The organism is Candidatus Nitrospira bockiana (genome assembly GCF_965152565.1).
In genome coordinates this window covers 3431147-3449868 of sequence record NZ_OZ224215.1, presented here as the reverse complement: position 1 = coordinate 3449868, position 18722 = coordinate 3431147, and the positions used below count along the sequence as shown (strand labels likewise).

Here is an 18722-nt window from a genome sequence, read left to right as displayed (position 1 = left end):
GGCCTCTCCCGAGTCTCGGCTCGAGACGCCGTCCTTCTGGGTCGACGATCCAGAAGGACATTTTTTTGACGTTTGACGGCTGATGCAAGACCGGTCAAGCTTTCTTGCGTACAGCGCACTGACCGCGGCCGCCGTTCTGTGGGGCGGGTCGATCGTCGGGCAGAAGATCACGTTGGGAGCCTTCTCGGCGGTCGAAGTGTCGGTCCTTCGTGGCGTCGGCGCCCTGTGCCTGTTGATCCCCTTGTGGTGGTGGCGGGAAGCTGCGGCGACGCGAATCTCCGGCCGTGACCTCCTCGTGCTCACCGCCCTCGGCTTCGGCGTGCTCGGCAACCATCTGTTGACCTTGTTCGGCTTGCGACATCTCGGGGCCGCGGCGGCGAGCGTCATCATCGGGGCCAGCCCCACCATCACGGCCTTTCTGTCGTCGATCCTGCTTCGGGACGTGCCGTTTCGTCTCGTCCTGCCCGGGTGCCTCGTCTCGTTCGTGGGCGTTGCGTTGGTCTCCGGCGTCGGGGAGGGCGCAGCAGCGGGGGAGCAGCCATGGCTCGGCGGTCTGCTCATCGTCTTCGGTCTCGTCAGTTGGGCGCTGTATACGATCGGCAGCCGGCGCATCATGGAGCGGCTGTCGCCGCTGACCGTCAATTGGACGACGCTGCTGTCATCCACCATGTGGCAAGTGCCGCTGCTGTGGACCGACCAGAAGGCGCTGGCGGACGGGCTCGGGACCGTCGCCGCGTCTTCATGGGCGGCTTTGCTCTACCTCATCGTGTTCGCGACCGCGATGGGGCAGCAGGCCTGGTTGTACGGCGTCCGCGGGGTCGGGCCGTCCCGGGCCGGCATCTTCGTGAACCTGATTCCGGTTTCGGCCCTGGTGTTGTCCGCCGCCATCCTGGGGGATCGCATCGACCGGAAAGAGGTGGGCGGCATCGTCTTGATCCTGGCCGGTGTCTGGCTGGTCAATCGGTTGGCGCGGCATCCACGAAGGGTGGGGTGATGGCCGGCGAGGTTCCCAACGCACACCCCCACATCCTGGTGGTGGAGGACGATGAGGACATGGTCTCGCTCCTTCGCTTTCTCCTCGAACGTGAAGGGTACCAGACCGCAGTCGCCGTCGATGGGCGTCGAGCACGGGCGCTCATCGAGACCATGGCGCCTCCGCGTCTGGTGCTCCTCGACGTCATGCTCCCGTTCCACAGCGGGCTGGACCTCGTGACGTACATGCGGGGTCAAGAGTCTTGGCGGACGGTGCCCATCGTCATGCTGACCGCCGCATCGGGCGAGCGGGATATCGTGCGGGCGCTGGACGCCGGAGCGAACGATTACGTCGTCAAGCCGTTCAATCCGAAGGAGTTGATGGCCCGGCTGCGGCGTTTTCTCAAAGCCGGCCCTTGATCACCGTCGCGGGTCTTTGATGGATTCACCGACCGATGCGGTGGTACGCCTCGTCTACGCCGTCGGGGTCGCCGAGATCGTCCTGATCCCCGCGATCCTGGCCGGCGTCTTCATTCTGAAACTTTCCAACCTCCATCGTGCACGTCGCCGGAAGCGCTTCCACGACCTGTGGCGCCCGATTTTCGTTCAGAGCCTGGCCGAGACGCCGCGCTCCATCCCCGCGGTGAGCGAGAAGGACGCGCCGATCTTTCTCTATTACTGGAATTACTTCCACCAATCTTTGCTCGGTGAGGACAAGATGAGCGGCTTGAACGAGCTGGCTCGATCCACGGGCATGGATCAGGCGGCCAGGCGCTTGCTCATGCACACGAGCATCGCGAATCGGTTGATCGCGATCGTGACCCTCGGACACTTGCGCGATCGTTCCGTCTGGCCACAGCTCGCGGTGCTGGCCGCTTCGAAGAATCATGTGGTGTCGTTGGCGTCCGCCCGCGCAATGATCCATATCGATGCCACGGCGGCCATGCCGATCTTGACCCCGCTCCTGGCCTCCCGGGCCGACTGGTCTCCGGCAAAAGTCGCGAGCCTTCTGTCGGAGGCCGGGCAGGACGCCATCGCGAAGCCGTTGGCCGAAGCGGCGGCGACGGCGCGGCCGGAGATGGCCGTCCGGTTGATTCATTACCTTGAAGTCACGAAGTGCGCCGCTGCATTGCCTCGAATCAGGGCTCTCATCAGGGAGACCAAGGACCCCGCGGTCAGGGTGGCGTGTCTCAAGCTCATCGGGCATTTTGCCGATCCGCACGATCTGTTGCTCGTCCGCGGTCTCCTGGCGGACGACAACGGGAAGGTCCGTGCCGAGGCGGCCAGGGGGCTCGGGAAGATGGGGGTGGACGGGGATGTGGATCGGCTCCTCCCGCTGCTGCGAGATCCGCAATGGGAGGTGCGCTATCGAGCGGCTGAAGCGCTCGCCCAATTGCCGTTCATGACGCCGACGCGGTTGTCTGCGATTCGAGCGGCACAGACCAACCCGCAGGCCAGAGACATCCTGGTGCCGTTTATCGAGGCGGCGGCACGGGCGCAGGCACGTCCTCCGGCGTCAAGCGGACGCATGGAGGACATGGGCGACTACCAATGGTAGATCAGGTTCAGGGTCCCTCCACGGCGAATATAGAGGATGCTGCGGTCCTCGTAATACACGGACGCCTCGGCGGAGAGCAGGGATGAAATCGGAACGATCAATCCGCCCTGGGTGATGCGGCTCGAGACCCTCGTGAAATCCTGCGTCGCCGTGATCCGCTCTCCCGCCGTGCCGAACCCGTACGACGCGAACACCTGGACACGGTCGGTGGGTCGCCAGGTCAGTTGAGAGGACAGCGTCATCGCACCGGTGTCGGGCACGTAGTACAGCTTTTCCGTGAGCCAGAGATCGTAGGGAAGGTACACGGTGAGCCCCGGCGTGAGCAGGTCGATGGACGCGGCGCGAAATACCATGTGTCGATATCCGAACGAGGGCTCGATGAATGAGAGACCTCGGTGCAAGGCCCCCAATCCTTGGAACAGTTCCCCACCGAGCATCCAGCCGGGCAAGAAATCGGCATCGACGGCCGCCGAGGCCGCCACATAGCCCCACGCTTTCTCCCAGAACGGGCTGTAGAGCTCGCCCGACACCTGTGTGTCCTGGAAGCCGAATCGGTTCACATGGTCCAGCCGGCCGACCACCGTCTGTGCGCCGATCGCTTTGCCCACTTCGACCCGGCCGGCGCGCTCGTCGGGTACCCGATTCGTGTAGGTGAAGTGACTGTAGCCGAGCTTGTAGTAGTCGCGAAAGGGGATGGACGGCAGCTCCGTGGTCGAGCCGACCGGCGCACGCTGGGCCTGCGCCGGCGTCAGAGCCGTCAGCTCTTCCCGGATGCCGCGGATTCGGGCTTCGAGGTTGGCCTCGCCGGTGACCGCATAGACCGCTTCATACAGGCGCAACGCCTCGAGGCGTTGCCCTCTCCACCATAGGACATCGGCAAGTCCGCGTTTCGCCTCCTGATTGGTCGGCTCGTCCCTGAGGACCTCCTCGTACAGTGCTTGTGCCCGACGCCACTGCTTCTGCCACGCGGTGACACGGGCACGGGCGATGCGCACATCATGGTCGACTGGACGGCGGGAGAGAATGTCCTCATAGAGAGCGATCGCCGCCCCATAGTTCCCCTGCCACGAGAGCACGCGTGCTATGGCCGCCCGGGCTTCGTCATCCTCCGGCCGGTGGTCGAGATAACGACGATAGAGTGCGATGGCCTCGTCGTAGGCCTGAGCCGCCTCACGTGCTTGCGCTTGCTGGAGGAGCACCTCGGGAGAAACGACTTCGGCGGACGGTTCCTGTGCCCAGGTCGGGCCGGCAAGGACCATCGCCCCGCACATCACCGCGACGACCAGCCGGGTGCGCCACGGTCCCGAGTCTATACTCACGCGAGCCGCACGCGTCACTTGGGCACCGCGCGAGGCTCGACCGGAGGATCGGTCTTGAATGCGACCCGAGAGGGGGCATCGACCGAACACGCGACGTCGAGTCCGCGGATCTCGCCAGGAAAGCGGCCTCGTATGGCAATGGCTTCCTCGGAATGCGCGGGGCCCGCTATACTTAGCAAGGGTCTGGTCGACAGGTGAACAATACGGACGGGCCTCGGGCCGCTCTTGCCTTGACGCACTCGGCCGGCCGCAGTATGGTCCTCGTACCGAATTGTCCTTACGTCCATGATTCGTCGCGCCTCGTGTGACCAACGGTGAGGAGGCAGCCCCCTGGTTTCGGCCGGCTTCATAGGTCTCTGGCAGTGGATCTTTCTCATGTATTTCATGGCGTTGGCGGCCGGGTACGTGTTTCTTGACATCGTCTCATTGATCTCATTGGTCCGTTACATTCCCGAACGTAGCCTCGATCGGCTGCCCGAAGGCTACACGGGCTTCGAGCCGCCGATCAGTATCCTCGCCCCCGCCTATAACGAAGAGGCCACCATCGCCGCCTCGATCCGCTCGCTGCTTCAACTGACCTATGCCGAGTACGAGATCATCGTGATCAACGACGGGTCCAAGGACCGCACCCTCGACGTGCTGATCCGGGAGTTCGGGTTGATTCGCTTCCCGGAAGTGTACCAGACGCAGTTGCCCACCAAGCCCGTTCGGGGCGTCTATACCTCGACGATCCACCCACAGCTCCGCGTCGTCGACAAGGACAACGGCGGCAAGGCGGACGCGCTCAATGCGGGCATCAATCTCTCCAGATACGATCTGTTTTGCAGTCTCGACGCCGATTCGATCCTGCAGCGCGATAGTCTCCAGCGCGTGGTGCAGCCCTTCCTCGATGACCCGACGACGGTCGCGGCGGGGGGAACGATCCGCATCGCCAACGGCTGCGAGGTGACGGGCGGGTTTCTCGTTCGTGTCGGCCTTCCCAAGAACCCGTGGGTCTTGTTCCAGGTCGTCGAGTACATTCGTGCATTTCTCTTCGGCCGCTTGGGCTGGTCACCGCTCAATGCCATGCTGATCATCTCGGGAGCCTTCGGGCTCTTTCGGAAGGATGCGGTGGTCTCGGTCGGCGGCTATCGACCGCAGACGATCGGGGAGGACATGGAGCTCGTCCTGCGGCTGCACCGTCGCTTACGCTTGACCGGCACCCCGTATCGCATCACGTTCATTCCAGACCCGATCTGTTGGACGGAGGCGCCCGAAGACCTCCGGACGCTGCGGACCCAGCGGATCCGCTGGCAGCACGGGCTCTGCGAAAGCCTGGCGTTGAATCGGGACTTGCTCGCCCACCCCAAAGGAGGGGCCGTCGGGTGGCTGGCCTTTCCTTTCGCCGTCCTCTTCGAATTCCTGAGCCCTGTCCTCGTGGTGGCCGGGTACGTCTTTACAGCCTTCTGCTTCTGGCTTGGGATCGCGTCGGCGGAGGCCGTCGTGGGATTCGTGATCGTCGAGGCCGGCCTGGGCATGGTCCTGTCCGCCAGCGCTCTCTTGCTCGAGGAGTTCTCCTTCCAGATGTACGGCAGTCCCAAACAGGTGCTCGTGCTGTTCGCCGTCGCGATCCTGGAGAACGTCGGCTACCGTCAACTCAACTCCGCGTGGCGCCTCATCGGGCTCTTCCGCTGGCTTGCCGGGAAGAACGCCGTCTGGGGCGAGATGACGCGGGTAGCGTCTTGGCAGTCGCGATAGGGGAGGCGGCCACGAATCCCGATCCAATGCGGATCCTGATCGTCGACGACTCCGAAGACTCGCGGCATCTCCTCTGCGGATTGCTGGTGTCGGCCGGCTATCAGGAGCTGGTGGTGGCGGCGTCCGGCCTGGACGCCCTGCACCGCGTCTGTAATCCGCTGGTGCCGCGAGAGGCGGACATCGACCTCGTTCTCCTGGACGTGAACTTGGGAGATATGACCGGGATCGATCTGTGCCGACGCTTGAAGCGCGAGACTCCGCTGCAGGAGGCACCGGTCATCATGATCACGGCTACCGACGATCCCCATACCCTCGCGGACGCCTTCGAAGCCGGGGCCGGCGACTATATGACGAAACCCGTACGAAGAATCGAGCTCCTCGCTCGGGTCCGCTCGGCCCTCGCGTTGAAGCGCGAGACGGATGCGCGCAAGGCGCGGGAGCAGGATCTCCTTAGGAAAAACCTCGAGCTACAGCAGGCCATCCAGGAGATTCACGTGCTCCGCGGCCTCATCAAGATCTGCTCGTATTGCAAGAAAGTGCAGAATGACCAAGGTTCGTGGCAGCAAGTCGAGTTGTACATTCGCGAACACTCCGAGGCGGAATTCAGCCACGGCATTTGCATCGAATGCGCCCGGGATCGCTTTCCGGATCTGCTGTCCGGGGGGGCGGGGACGGAGCGAGGGACGGCGTGAGCCCTGGTGCGTCCTTCTGGCGGAGACTCCGTCAGGTCGCCGCCGGGTGCGGCCCCCGATCGCAGGAGGAGCGGCGGTTCGAGCAGTCGGCGCACCTGGTCGAGCAACTGGCCGGGCTCCTCGCACTGACCCGAGCGGAGGTTCTCGAAGGGGACTTCCCGGCGACCATCAGGCGGGTCGCGGAAACAGCCGCCCGGATCCTGAATGTGGCCCGCGTCGGCGTCTGGTTCTATACCGACGATCACCGGTCGATCCAAGCGGCGGACATCTTCGATGCGCGCGCACAGCGGCACGCGTCGGGAGAACTGCTGCCCGTCGCTCGCTATCCCCGGTACTTCGAGGCGCTGACCGGCGGCGGGCTGATCGCGGCCGACGACGTGGCGCAAGATCCACGCACGGCCGAGATGGCGGAGGTGATCCATCGTCCGCTCGGGATCACCTCGGTGCTCGATGTCCCTATCCATCTGCTCGGGAAGGTGGAGGGCGTGATCAGCCACCAGCATCTGGGACCGGCCCGTCGTTGGCGTGGGGATGAACAGGTGCTCGCGGCGGCCGTCTCGAACCTCGTCGCACTCGCGCATGAACAGCGGAACCGCAAGCGGGCGGCCGAGGCCGCCCATCGCACTCATTCGCTTCTTCAGGCGATCGTCGAACACATCCCCGACATGGTCTTTGTGAAGGACGCGGAGCATCTCCGTTTCATTCAGGTGAACAAGGCCGCCGAAGACCTCTTGGGCTATTCCCGCGATGAATTGCTGGGGAAGAGCGATTATGAGTTCTTTCCCAAGCCGGAAGCCGACTTCTTCACCGTCAAGGACCGCGAGGTCTTGGCGCGAGGAGAGTTGATCGACATCCCGGTCGAGCCGATCCAGACGAAATGGGACGGCCGGCGCTGGCTCCATACGAAGAAAGTACCGATTCTCGATGATGCCGGGAAGCCGCAGTACCTGTTGGGCATCTCCGAGGACATCACCGCGCGGCGGCTGGCCGAAGAAGAGCTGCGACTCCATAGTGAAGTGCTGAGCCACATGGCGGAAGGGGTCCTCCTCGTCCGGGTCTCGGATGAGACCATCGTCTATGCGAACCGGACATTGGAAACGATGTTTGGGTACGAACGCGGCGGATTGATCGGTTGCAACGTCGCAGTCCTGAATGCGTCGACAGAACAGTCCCCCGACGAGCGGGTACGGGAAATCATTGCGGCCCTCAAGGCCAACGGCGTCTGGAAGGGGGAAATCTGTAATCGCAAGAAAAACGGGACCGCCTTCTGGTGCTTTGCCAGTGTGTCGTCGTTTGACCACTACGAGTATGGACCGGTCTGGCTGGCCGTTTACAGGGACATCACCGAGCAAAAGTCCGCGCAGCAGGCCCTGGACCGCGCTCAGATACTGGCCGGTAAGATCATCGCCAGCTCGCTCGACATGATCATCGTGGTCGATACCCGTTTCTGTGTGATCGAGTTCAACCGAGCGGCCGAGGAATCGTTCGGCTACGCCGCCGCCGAGGTCTTGGGGCAGTCCGTGGATCGGCTGTATGCCGAGCCGGCGGCCGGCCTCGCGGTCATGGAGGAGACGATCAAAGCCGGGCGGCACGTGGGGGAGGTGCGCAGCCGGCGCCGGGACGGCAGCCTCTTTCTCAGCTTCCAATCCGCATCGGTGCTGCGCGATCCCGATGGAACGGTGGTGGGGGTGATGAGCGTCTCCCGGGACGTCACGGAGCAGAAACGGGCGGTCGAGGAGTTACGCAAGGCCAAGGATGCCGCCGAGGCGGCGAGCCTTGCCAAAACCGAATTTTTGGCCAGCATGAGCCATGAGATTAGAACGCCGATGAATGCGATCATCGGGATGGCCGACCTCCTGTGGGAAACGTCGCTGACGCCCGAACAACAAGAGTACGTCGGAATTTTCCGGCGGGCGGGGATGAATCTCCTCAATCTCCTCAACGATATCTTGGACCTGACCAAAGTCGAAGCGGGATACTTGGAGCTGGAGCAGGTGGACTTCGACCTGCGCGATGTCGTGGACAAGACGGCGGAAATGATGGCGCTCCGTGCCGCTGAAAAAGGCCTCGAGCTCGCCTGCTCGGTGGCGCCGGACGTTCCCGTGGACCTCGTCGGGGATCCCGGCCGGCTCCGCCAGATCCTGTTGAACCTCCTGGGCAACGCCATCAAGTTCACGGGACAAGGGGAAGTGGAGCTGAGGGTGCTGCCGGAGCCCGGAGCCGCGGACGCCGGCCTGCTCCGGTTCATCGTCCGCGACACGGGCATCGGCATCCCAAAGGACAAGCTGGCCCTCGTCTTCGAGCGATTCACCCAAGCCGACTCCTCCACGACCCGACGGTACGGGGGCACGGGGCTCGGGCTCACGATTTCGAAGCGACTGGTCGAGTTGATGGGCGGGCGGATTTGGCTCGAAAGCGAGGAAGGGCGGGGCAGCACGTTCTATTTCACGGCTCGCTTCGGCCGCCAGACGCAGCTCGATCCGAGAGCAGGCCACGCGGAGCTCGATCTCACCGGGATGCCGGTTTTGATCGCCGACGACAATGCCGTCAATCGGTTGATCCTGCGGGAGGCCCTCTCGTCTTGGGGCGCAGCGGTCACGGAGGCGGCCGACGGCATGTCGGCGCTGGCGGCGCTCACATCCAGACAAGCCGATCGTCCATATCGGCTCGTCCTGCTCGACTGCCTCATGCCTGACCTGAGCGGATTCGACGTCGTGGAGAGGGTGCAAGAGCGGTACGCTGCGGCCGGCACAGCTTTCATGGTGCTCACCAGCGACAGTCGCGCTCAAGACATCGCCAAGTCGTATCGATTGGGACTGGGAGGCTACCTCGTCAAGCCGATCCGCCGGTCCGATCTGAAAAAGGCGATCATGATCGCGCTGAATCGCCCACACGGCTTGGGGTCCGCCCCGGCGTATGTCCCGCCAATTGTCGCTCCTGCAGGGGCGCCCCTCAAGATTCTGTTGGTGGAAGACTCTCCCGACAACCGCCTGTTGATTCGATCCTATCTCCGCCAGGCGAACTGTACGGTCGATCACGCGGACAACGGACAGTTGGCGCTGGAGTTGTTTCAAGCCGGCCGGTACGACCTGGTCCTGATGGACATACAGATGCCGGTCATGGACGGCTATACGGCTGCGGCGAAGATCCGCCAATGGGAGCGGGAGCAGGGGCGGGCCCCGGTTCCCATTCTCGCCTTGACGGCGTTCGGGATGAAAGACGAGGAAGGAAAGAGCATGTCGGCCGGGTGTACGGCCCATCTGACAAAACCGATTCGGAAGGCGACCCTCCTGGCCGCCATTGCCGAGCATGCGAGGAGCGTGGTGTGAGCATGGAGCACAGGAGACCGACGGACAGGATTCGCGTGGTGATCGATCCCGACCTCAAGGACTTGATCCCCGGGTTTCTCGAGAATCGACGGAACGATGTGCGGCGTCTCCAGGCCGCCGTCGCCGAGCACGATTTCGAGACGATCCGGACGTTGGGCCATCGCATGCGCGGCGACGGCGCCGGGTACGGCTTTGCCGCGATTTCCGATATCGGGTCTTCGATGGAAGAGGCCGCGATGTCCAAGAACCTCGAAGTGATCATGCGGGATATTGAAGGACTGACGGCCTATCTTGACCGCATCGAGGTGGTCTATGAGTGAGGCGGGGGTGGACGACCCGGAGGCCCAGGGAACCGAGCCGGATCGGCGTGATGCGTTCAAAGCGCTCGTTGTGGAGGACGACGACGACATGCGGCGTCTGATCGAGAAGGTGCTCCTCCACCGCGGACATCAGGTGACGACGTGCGCGGACGCCGAGACCGGCTGGGCGGTCTATCAGGGCGAGCAGTACTCGCTGGTGATGTTGGACTGGCGGCTTCCCGGGATGGACGGGTTGGAGCTGTGCCGGCTGATCCGAAGCCATCCCAAGGGGGCCCGCAGCGTCATTGTCGTGATCACGGCGTGCGACCAGCCCGGCGATCTGCAGAAGGTGCTGAGCGCAGGAGCCAATGACTACGTGGCGAAGCCCGTCTCGCTCGAGTTGCTCAAGGTGAGAGTGGCCGTGGCCGAACAGGCGGTGCGGAACCTGGACCGCCGACGCGAAGCGGAGGAAGCGCTGCGCGACCAGGCGGAGACCGTCCAGCAGCTCCGGCGCCAGTTGAGGGACAAAGGACAGTTCCAGGAGTTCGTCGGGCAGAGCAAGGCGATGCGGCACGTCTACGAACAGATTCAAGCCTTCGCCAAAGTGGACACGACCGTCCTCATCGAAGGCGAGACGGGCACCGGCAAGGAGTTGGTGGCGCGGGCCATCCACATGCTGAGCCGCAGGAAGGCGGGGCCTTTCATCGCGGTCAATTGTGCGGCGTTGACCGAGTCGCTCCTGGCGAGCCAGCTCTTCGGTCACAAGAAGGGCGCCTTCACCGGCGCCCACGATCACCAGCAAGGCTTCTTCGAAGCCGCCAACGGCGGGACCCTGTTTTTGGACGAGATCGGCGACATCTCCCCGGCCGTCCAAAAGAGCCTCCTTCGCGTGCTGCAAGATCGAGAGATCACCCGAGTGGGGGAAGCCAAGCCGCGAAAGGTGGACGTCCGAGTCCTCGCCGCCACGCACCACAACTTGGGCCAAGAGGTCGCGCAAGGGACGTTTCGCGCGGACCTGCTGTACCGCATCCGCGTGGCCCGCATCCACTTACCCCCGCTCAGAGAGCGGCGTGAGGACATTCCCCTGCTCGTCACCTCCTGTCTGGGTGAGTCGTGCGCCACGACCGGAAAACGCGTGCACGAGGTCGGCGCCGAGGCGATGCGGGCGCTCATGGAGTTTGCCTGGCCGGGCAATGTCCGTGAGCTCAAGAGCGCGATCGAATCAGCCGTGCTGACGAGCGCGACGGACACGATCCAACTCGAAGATCTCCCCCCTGAGATTCTCGACTCGATCGGCCTGATGCTGACGCCCGAAGGCCAGCCGTGCGATGAGAAAGCCCGGCTCTGTGCGGCACTCGAGCGTGCCAAGGGGAACCGGACGCTGGCGGCCCGACTGCTCGGCATGAGTCGGGCGACCTTCTACCGGCGCTTGTCGGAGCTGGCCCCGGACCTGAAGCTCGACGGCTGACCTGCAGGATTCGCTTCTCCAGTCACTGCTCCGCGCCGTTCTCACCCTCGTCCTCTCGCGGCCGGAACGCGATGCCGCTTGCCCGTGGCTGCGCATCGCTGTCGAGCCTGCCGCACCGGGCCCGTCGCGCATGGCCCGCGCCTAGGGGTCTTACCAGTTGCTTTTATGAAAGCCCTGTGTAAAGAGAGGCGCCGGCCGTCGGCCGTGCTTCATCCAACCACCCGGGAGACGGGCTGAATGAACATTGTCTATGCCGTGCTGATTCTTCTCCTGTCGTGCTTCGACAGTCGCGCAGTGTGGGCGCAAGCCCCGCCTGATCTCGTCACCCTCAAGGGCGGCAGTCTGCTCTACGGCGAAGTCATGGAGATGAGCAATGGAGAGCTGAAGATCAAAACCCGATTCGGCGCCGGCGATCAGGTGACCGTGAAATGGGACGAGGTTGAAAAGCTGTCGATCGGCCGACCGATTCCCATGCATCTGAAAGACGGGACCGTGCTGGTCGGGACCATCCAAGAGGGACCGCCGGGATCGCTCGTGTTCCAAGCCGAACCGCTGCAGGGGACGCTGACGGTGCCGCTCGGCTCCGTGGCGGCGCTCAATCCGCTGGTGCAGCCGGCCGTCGTCTACACGGGCACGCTCTCGATCGGCTTCTCGCAGACGACGGGCAATTCGCATTTGCGGAACGGGAGCCTGCTCGGAGACTTCAGCGGTCGAAGCGAATCGCTGCGGCTGACCATTCTCGGGCGCTACATCTACGGCGATGACCAGGGGCGCTTGATCGCGCGCAACAGCCGAGGCACGGTCAAGCTGGACTTCTTCATCACCAAGCGGTTGTACTGGTTTGCGTCCGCTTATTTCGAGCAGGATACGTTCCAGGATTTGAAGCTCCGGACCTCGCTGGCATCCGGCCCCGGCTATCAAATCCTGGATACCGGCGACTTGAAAAGCCCGCTCCTGACCGATATGACGCTGTACGCTGAAGCGGGTCTCGCCTACTTCAACGAGGATTTCAAGATCGCCCCGGACAAGAGCTCCACCCGCGTCAGATGGTCCGTCAAGTTCAATTGGCCGTTCCTCGACGAGCGAATTACCCTGTTTCACTTCCACGAAGCCTACCCATCCATCCAAAACTTCAAGGACTTCTATATCACGCTCGACAGCGGTGTTCGATTGAAGATCTTCGAAGGGTTTGTCAGCGTGCTGCAACTCACGACGCGCTATAACAACAATCCGCCGCCGGGCATCAACAGCACCGACAATCTGTACCTGATGACGTTCGGGTACACCTTCGATACAGCACGAAAACGGTGACCGGGTCCTGGGACGCCAGGGAAGGAGGCGACGATGCTCGAAGAGTTCAAAGCCTTTGCGATGCGGGGGAACGTGCTCGATATGGCGGTCGGCATCATCATCGGGGCGGCGTTCGGGAAGATCGTCAGCTCGCTGGTCAACGACATCCTCATGCCGCCGCTCGGCATGATGCTCGGGCATGTCGATTTTTCCAGCCTGTTCGTCAATCTCAGCGGGCAGCCCTACGATTCGTTGGCGAAAGCCAAGGAGGCCGGGGCGCCGACGCTGAACTACGGCGTCTTCCTCCAGTCCGTGCTTGACTTCTTGATCGTCGCATTCGCGATCTTTCTGCTGATCCGCCAGGTGAATGCATGGACGAAACGGCCCGAGCCCGCGGCCGCCGTCGCCCCGTCGACGAAGCCCTGCCCCTATTGCCTGTCGAACATCCCATTGAAGGCCGTTCGGTGTGCGTACTGTACCTCGGACGTGAAGGAGGCGTGAGTCGCTCGAGACGGTCACGGAATTCCGGGGAGCGTCTATACTTACCGGCAGCGGCGGACACCCCGCGATCAACAGGCCAAGACCTAGACGGAGCTCGCCTCTGTGCGCATCCTTTCCCTCTTCCTGTTCGGCGCCGCCCTCCTGGCCGGTTGCTCCGGTCGTGTTCCTTCCTTCGGCGGGTCTTCAGCTTCCCCGCCGGTTGTCCAGAATCAATATCCGGCCGACGACGCAAGGCTGGCGGCGTTGGAGAAACGGGTACGGGACCTGGAAGCACAGCTGGCGGCCGAGCGGGCGCGCGGCTACCGGGATCACCGTGAGGACGACGGCGAGGCCCCGAGGACGTTCGAGGAGCTCGCCAAACTGTTTGAGTCGGAGATCGAGGCGGGGACGATCGCGCTCGCTCGACGGGACGGCCATTGGACGATCAACCTTGCGGACGAGCTGCTCTTCGAGTCGGGTGAGGCCCGGCTCAAGCCGGCTGGAATCCACGTGCTGAAATTGGTCGGGCGCGTATTACGATCGTTGCCCGATGCTCAGATCACCGTCGGCGGTCATACGGACAGCATTCCCATCGGCGGGAAGCTCGCCAGGCAGTTTCGAACGAATCGAGATCTGTCCAAGGCGCGCGCCGTCAATGCGGTGCGAGCCCTCGAGGCCGGGGGAGTGGCGTCGGAGCGTTTGGCGGCGGTGGGCTACGCCGACTCGAAGCCGGTGGCGAACAATGCGACGGAGGCGGGCCGACAGAAGAACCGGCGCGTGGAGATCGTCGTCTCACCCGTCTCTCCTGACTAGGATCCGCCGATCATCATCGGCCCGGCCTACTCGTTGCGGTCCACGTCGATGGCTTCACGGACCTTCAGCAGCAGCTCCTCGAGCTGAAACGGCTTCCGCAGAAATCCGCTCCACTGATGCAGCTCCAACCGTCTCAAGAGCGCTTCTTCCATGAACCCCGACATATACAGGATGCGAATGCCGGGTCGAAGCCGCACGAAGCGATCGGCGAGATCGGGCCCGTTCATCCGCGGCATGAGGACATCGGTCAGCAAGAGGTCGATGGGGCCCGGATGCTGGGACTCCAGCCGGATCGCCTGCTCGCCGTCCGTCGCGTCGAGCACGCGATAGCCGCGGCCCCCCAGGACCGAGGCAATCAGTTTGCGAACCGCGTCGTGATCGTCCACGACGAGGATCGTGCGTACGAGGTCCCGTGGCGCTTTCTGCTCCGAGCCCATGATCGCGCGAAAGTATAACGCTTAGGGTGCCTTAGGGCAAATACGGCATCCGGATGAACCCGAACAGCCGCGGCGCGGCTTGCCAGGGATCGTTCGGTGCAAACGTCACGGATCGTGTCGCAAAAATACAAATCTCGACTATACTGGTAGCGATGAGCGGGGTGGACACCACGATGTCGAAGACGCGGACGCGCGTGCCGTTCGAGCACCTGCCGGGGGGCACCGAAACCGTGCTGGTCGTCGACGACGACAACACGGTCCGCGCGCTGATCAGCGAGACGCTCAGGATGAAGGGCTATCACGTCCTGGACGCGCAGTTCAACAGCGGCGCCTTGATGGCGTCGGGACGGCATCGCGGTCCGATCCATCTGATGATTGCCGACGTGATGATGCCGGGCGTGACCGGGCGGGAACTGGCACGCCGCCTGGAGTCCCTCCGCCCCGACACGAAGATCCTCTACATTTCCGGGTATCCCAAGGACATGCTGGCGCGGGAAGACATTTTGGAGGAACACGCGCTCTTTCTTCAAAAACCGCTCAGCCCGGAAGTGCTCCTCCCGAAGGTCCGGGAGCTGCTCGATTCGAGCCCGCCCGACTCAGACCAAGAGGGCGATGAGTTCGTGCTCAAGGTGCTGCAGGCGTTGGTACGAAAGAAGAAAGAGTGTCAGCTGTCCCGCGAGCAGGCGGCGCAACTCGAAGCTTTGATCGTCTCCTATGAGGAGGCGCGGTTGGCGTCGGAAGCCGAGTTCATGGTCGCGGAGCTCCACGTGCAGGCCCTGATCCAGGATGCCCAAGTCCCGATGAACGACGTCGAAGCGGCCGTCCGCAAGTCGGAACAGGCACAGACGGCGGTCCGGATCGAAGGGTTGAAAGTCCTGCGGGCCGCGGAAGCCGTTCTGACGCCGGAGCAGAGGCGGCATCTGGCCGCGCTCTATCCGCATGGTCGCCGGCGCATGGGCGACCCGTTTCCCTACCTCTGACCGGCGCGCGGGGCCGCTCCCCTCTTCTCCTCCCCGCTGATGAATTCAAGCAGGCGATGTTCAGCCCAAAACGGGTCTTCCTGGGCCGTGGGCCGCTGAAAGAACCCGCAGTGCCCGCCGTGTCGCGTGAGCACCAGGGTGATCCAGGGATGGTGCTCGATCACGGGAATGCGGAACATCCACGGCGGAATGAACGGGTCGTCTTCAGCAGTGATGATCAGCGTGGGAACCGAAATACCACCGAGCAGATGCCCGGCACCGCTCCGCTCGTAATAGTCGGCCGAGCCAGAGAACCCGCCGTCCGGCGCCGTATAGAGGTGATCGAACTCACGCAGGCTTCGCACGCGGGCAAGAGGCCCGAGATCGAATCGCCCGGGAAACAGTTCGGCTTTGCGGCGCAGGCGGGCCTTGAGGCTCTCTAGAAAATAGCGATGGTAGATCCAGTTCCGTGGCCGCTCGAGGGCGTCGATGCATGCGGCGGGATTGATGTTCGGGCATACCGCGACCGCGCCGCGGAGCGCCGGACACCCATTGCCCGCTTCCCCCGCCATCCGGAGCACGAGGTTGCCGCCCATGGAATAGCCGGCGAGCCAGATTGCGTCCAGCCCGTCTTTCTCCGTGAGTTCCCCTACGACCGAGCGCAGATCGCCGCTCAAGCCGTTGTGGTAGAGCGTCGGGGTGTCGCGCTCCGTTCCGCCGCAGTTCCGCTGATTCAAGCGAATGACGTTGAAGCCGGCCCGCCAGGCCTTTGAGGCGATGCCCCGCATGTAATGGGATTCGCTGCAGCCTTCAAGGCCATGCACGAGCACGAGGGTGGGCCGGATGGATCGGTTCGCCTGCCAGTGGCAATAGCCCCGCACACGGGAGTCCGGCGACACGACGAACATCCGAGGCTCGCTCGGAACGCCGACGAGGAGTCCTCGGCGCGGCCAGGACCGCGGGACCAAGGTCATGAAGTCAGGATGTCGGAACAGGGGATGCGGGACGAAGGGGCGTGACGGAACGTAGCGGTGCATGAGGAGTTATAGCATGAGCCACCGAAGGACCGCCAAGTGCCGCGAGCGCGATGCCGGCGGGATCGCGAAAAGGCCGTGCAACCGAGGGAAACCTTGCGCTATCATGGCGCCGTGAGCGAGGACGCCATGATCAAAGAGCGCATCGAGGCGGTCACGCGCGCGAATCAGGCCTTCTATGAGGCCTTCGAGAGCCTCGACATCGCGCGCATGGACGACGTGTGGATGAAGCAGGATTACGTGACCTGCATCCACCCGGGCTGGAGCCAACGGGTCGGCTGGCCGGCGGTCCGCGACTCGTGGGTGTTGATCTTCAACAATACGTTCTCGATGACGTTCGAGCTGACGGAGATTCTCGTTCAGGTGGCGGGGGACATCGCCTGGGTCATTTGTACGGAACACATCACGTCACGGCAGGGGGAAAGCGTGCAGGAGAGCCAGATCCTGGCGACGAATCTCTATGAACGGATCGGCGACCGGTGGTTGATGATCCACCATCACGGCTCGCCGGTCATGGGGTGAGAGGCGCGTGACGATCTTACTCGGTGGCCTTCACGGTCTTCGACCACTCGGCCACGATCGTATCGCGCTCATCCATCGTCATCGCCGCGTACTTGTGAAACATGCCGGGGCCGCGGCGGCGGCGCCAGGTCACGAAATTGATGAAGTGATCCTTGCAGAGCGAACCGGTTCCGCTCGGGGCATACACCTGCCCCGGGCAGCCGGTAATCATGCAACGTTCGTCACTCATGGTGGTGCTCACTCCTGGTGATGATCGGCCTTCGAGCGAAAGTATGCCGGACCATTCGTAGCGGTTGCAAGGGGGCGTCCGGTCCGGATGGCCCGGCTCCGGCGGCCAAGCGCTCGGGGGGGATCGGAAGAGCCGCGGTCCGCGCGACCGCGGTTTCCCTGGCTCTGGCGTTCTTGTCCGCTTGCGGGCCGTCTTACCGTCCTGGTTTACCTCCCGGGAGCCCTTTTGCCGCCGAGGTGCTGCCCGGACAGGACCTTCTGAACCAAGGGGTCGCGGTCGGTGATGTGACGAGCGCCTCCGCGCTGCTTTGGTTTCGGACGAGCGGTCCGGCCAAAGCGCTCGTCAAGTGGACGGACGGCGAGGAGCGAAGCCTTCGATCCACGCTGGTGCAGACGACGTTCGAGCACGATTACACGGCCAAGGTCCTGCTGGAGGACCTTCAGCCCGGCCGGCGGTACGACTATTCCGTGCTCACGGGGCCACCCGGCGCCCCCGAAGATGCCCTTCGCGCGCCCGAGGGCGCGGACGGATCCTTTCAGACCCCGCCTGCGAACGATGAGCGTGCTCCCGTAACCTTCGTCTGGAGCGGCGATCTCGGCGGGCAGCAGCGCTGCCGGCCGGCCGGCCGAAGCTATGAGATTTTTGATCGGATCCGGGAGGTCGCACCGGCGTTCATGATCTTCTTGGGTGATACGATCTACGCGGACGAACGGTGCTCGGCCCCGCCGAACGAACCGGGCAGCGATTTTCAGGCCTCGACGCTCGAGGAGTACCGCTCGAAGCACCGGTACCAACGGGAAGACGCGAGCCTGCGCCGACTGCTGCAGGGCATCCCCATCTACGTCATCTGGGACGACCACGAAGTCCGGAACAACTTCTCGGGCCCGCTCGATCCCCAGATGCCGATCGGGCGGCAAGCCCTACTCGATTATTGGCCGATCCGGACGCCGCCGCATGACCCGGGACGGCTCTATCGTCGGATCCGGTGGGGGCGCCACCTCGAGCTCTTCATCCTGGACACCAGGCAGTATCGGAGCTCGAACGCGCATCCCGACGGACCGAACAAAACCATGCTCGGAAGCCGTCAACGAGCATGGCTCCTCGACGGGCTCCGCGAGTCGACCGCCACCTGGAAAATCGTCGTGACGAGCGTCCCGCTGTCGAATCCGAAGGGAGGAACGTTGCTCATGCCCGGCAACGACAGTTGGGCGCGCGGCGCCGACGGGACGGGTTTTCTCACGGAGCTCCAGGGCATCGTCGGCGCCGCGCGCGGCGTGCGGAATATCGTCTGGCTGGCCGGGGACGTCCACTATACGCAGGTCAACGTCTATGATCCGGACGGTGATGGACAGACCGACTTTCACGAGTTCATCGCCGGCCCGTTGTCCGCCCGGCAGGGCCGACCGGTTCCGCCGAACCCGGATTTGAAGCCGGCCACGTTGTACAGTGAGGGCGGCTTCGATAATTTCGGCGCGGTCACGGTCGACGGTGAGACGTTGCGGGTGTCGATCCGTGACGGAGACGGGCACGTTCGATACGAGCAGACTTTCGAGAGCCGACACGGCGCTGATTGATCCCTTGCAA

The 18722-nt window shown here is 63.7% G+C and carries 18 protein-coding genes; 14 read left to right on the top strand and 4 right to left on the bottom strand.

Annotation, left to right across the window (positions count from 1 at the left end):
* Positions 1–82: 82 nt before the first annotated feature.
* From ACWHYV_RS16815 to ACWHYV_RS16805, 3 genes are read left to right on the top strand one after another with little or no spacing between them, the layout of a single operon-like run.
* Positions 83–994 carry a DMT family transporter gene (locus tag ACWHYV_RS16815; protein ID WP_447977648.1) on the top strand — a complete coding sequence of 304 codons (912 nt, stop codon included), beginning with the start codon at positions 83–85 and terminating at the stop codon, positions 992–994.
* Positions 994–1392 (top strand): response regulator transcription factor, encoded by a 399-nt coding sequence (locus ACWHYV_RS16810; RefSeq protein WP_447977647.1) that lies wholly within the window; start codon positions 994–996, stop codon positions 1390–1392. The genes ACWHYV_RS16815 and ACWHYV_RS16810 overlap by 1 nt, the downstream gene beginning before the upstream one ends.
* A 19-nt stretch (positions 1393–1411) precedes the next feature.
* The gene (locus ACWHYV_RS16805) at positions 1412–2530 is read left to right on the top strand and encodes a HEAT repeat domain-containing protein (protein WP_447977646.1); all 1119 of its coding nucleotides are present in this window, start codon (positions 1412–1414) and stop codon (positions 2528–2530) included.
* Here ACWHYV_RS16805 and ACWHYV_RS16800 read toward each other — a convergent pair.
* Complete coding sequence (locus ACWHYV_RS16800; RefSeq protein WP_447977645.1) at positions 2518–3849, bottom strand: YaiO family outer membrane beta-barrel protein; 1332 nt, start codon at positions 3847–3849, stop codon at positions 2518–2520. The two genes, ACWHYV_RS16805 and ACWHYV_RS16800, sit on opposite strands and share 13 nt — an antisense overlap.
* Positions 3850–4224: 375 nt before the next feature.
* On the opposite strand from ACWHYV_RS16800, the gene ACWHYV_RS16795 reads away from it, so the two are divergent.
* The 8 genes from ACWHYV_RS16795 (at position 4225) to ACWHYV_RS16760 (ending at position 13957) form a co-directional block, all read left to right on the top strand.
* Positions 4225–5586 carry a glycosyltransferase family 2 protein gene (locus tag ACWHYV_RS16795; RefSeq protein ID WP_447977644.1) on the top strand — a complete coding sequence of 454 codons (1362 nt, stop codon included), beginning with the start codon at positions 4225–4227 and terminating at the stop codon, positions 5584–5586.
* Positions 5571–6278: a response regulator gene (locus ACWHYV_RS16790; protein WP_447977643.1), complete on the top strand. Its 708-nt coding sequence runs from the start codon at positions 5571–5573 to the stop codon at positions 6276–6278. The genes ACWHYV_RS16795 and ACWHYV_RS16790 overlap by 16 nt, the downstream gene beginning before the upstream one ends.
* The gene (locus ACWHYV_RS16785; protein ID WP_447977642.1) at positions 6275–9607 is read left to right on the top strand and encodes a PAS domain S-box protein; all 3333 of its coding nucleotides are present in this window, start codon (positions 6275–6277) and stop codon (positions 9605–9607) included. Before ACWHYV_RS16790 ends, ACWHYV_RS16785 begins: the two co-directional genes overlap by 4 nt.
* 2 nt (positions 9608–9609) lie before the next feature.
* Positions 9610–9927, top strand: a complete 318-nt coding sequence (locus tag ACWHYV_RS16780; RefSeq protein ID WP_447980740.1) for an Hpt domain-containing protein — start codon at positions 9610–9612, stop codon at positions 9925–9927.
* Complete coding sequence (locus ACWHYV_RS16775; protein WP_447977641.1) at positions 9920–11374, top strand: sigma-54-dependent transcriptional regulator; 1455 nt, start codon at positions 9920–9922, stop codon at positions 11372–11374. The genes ACWHYV_RS16780 and ACWHYV_RS16775 overlap by 8 nt, the downstream gene beginning before the upstream one ends.
* Positions 11375–11611: 237 nt before the next feature.
* Positions 11612–12685 carry a DUF481 domain-containing protein gene (locus tag ACWHYV_RS16770; protein WP_447977640.1) on the top strand — a complete coding sequence of 358 codons (1074 nt, stop codon included), beginning with the start codon at positions 11612–11614 and terminating at the stop codon, positions 12683–12685.
* A 33-nt stretch (positions 12686–12718) separates the two neighbouring features.
* A complete protein-coding gene (mscL, locus tag ACWHYV_RS16765) occupies positions 12719–13165 on the top strand; it encodes a large-conductance mechanosensitive channel protein MscL (protein ID WP_447977639.1) in 447 nt (148 codons plus the stop codon).
* Between the two features lie 102 nt (positions 13166–13267).
* Positions 13268–13957, top strand: coding sequence for an OmpA/MotB family protein (locus tag ACWHYV_RS16760; RefSeq protein ID WP_447977638.1), 690 nt, complete (start codon positions 13268–13270; stop codon positions 13955–13957).
* 26 nt (positions 13958–13983) lie between these two features.
* Here ACWHYV_RS16760 and ACWHYV_RS16755 read toward each other — a convergent pair whose 3' ends face one another.
* Positions 13984–14394, bottom strand: a complete 411-nt coding sequence (locus tag ACWHYV_RS16755; protein WP_447977637.1) for a response regulator — start codon at positions 14392–14394, stop codon at positions 13984–13986.
* A 173-nt stretch (positions 14395–14567) separates the two neighbouring features.
* Here ACWHYV_RS16755 and ACWHYV_RS16750 point away from each other — a divergent pair, with 173 nt between their 5' ends.
* Positions 14568–15374: a response regulator gene (locus ACWHYV_RS16750; RefSeq protein WP_447977636.1), complete on the top strand. Its 807-nt coding sequence runs from the start codon at positions 14568–14570 to the stop codon at positions 15372–15374.
* On the opposite strand, the gene ACWHYV_RS16745 is transcribed toward ACWHYV_RS16750, so the two are convergent.
* Complete coding sequence (locus ACWHYV_RS16745) at positions 15365–16390, bottom strand: YheT family hydrolase (protein ID WP_447977635.1); 1026 nt, start codon at positions 16388–16390, stop codon at positions 15365–15367. The genes ACWHYV_RS16750 and ACWHYV_RS16745 overlap by 10 nt on opposite strands.
* A 36-nt stretch (positions 16391–16426) precedes the next feature.
* On the opposite strand from ACWHYV_RS16745, the gene ACWHYV_RS16740 reads away from it, so the two are divergent.
* Positions 16427–16909, top strand: a complete 483-nt coding sequence (locus ACWHYV_RS16740; RefSeq protein WP_447977634.1) for a nuclear transport factor 2 family protein — start codon at positions 16427–16429, stop codon at positions 16907–16909.
* Between the two features lie 16 nt (positions 16910–16925).
* On the opposite strand, the gene ACWHYV_RS16735 is transcribed toward ACWHYV_RS16740, so the two are convergent.
* Entirely contained in the window at positions 16926–17138 is a 213-nt protein-coding gene (locus ACWHYV_RS16735; protein WP_447977633.1) for a hypothetical protein, read from the bottom strand.
* Between the two features lie 236 nt (positions 17139–17374).
* Here ACWHYV_RS16735 and ACWHYV_RS16730 point away from each other — a divergent pair, with 236 nt between their 5' ends.
* Positions 17375–18712, top strand: coding sequence for an alkaline phosphatase D family protein (locus ACWHYV_RS16730; protein ID WP_447977632.1), 1338 nt, complete (start codon positions 17375–17377; stop codon positions 18710–18712).
* The last annotated feature ends 10 nt before the right edge of the window (positions 18713–18722 follow it).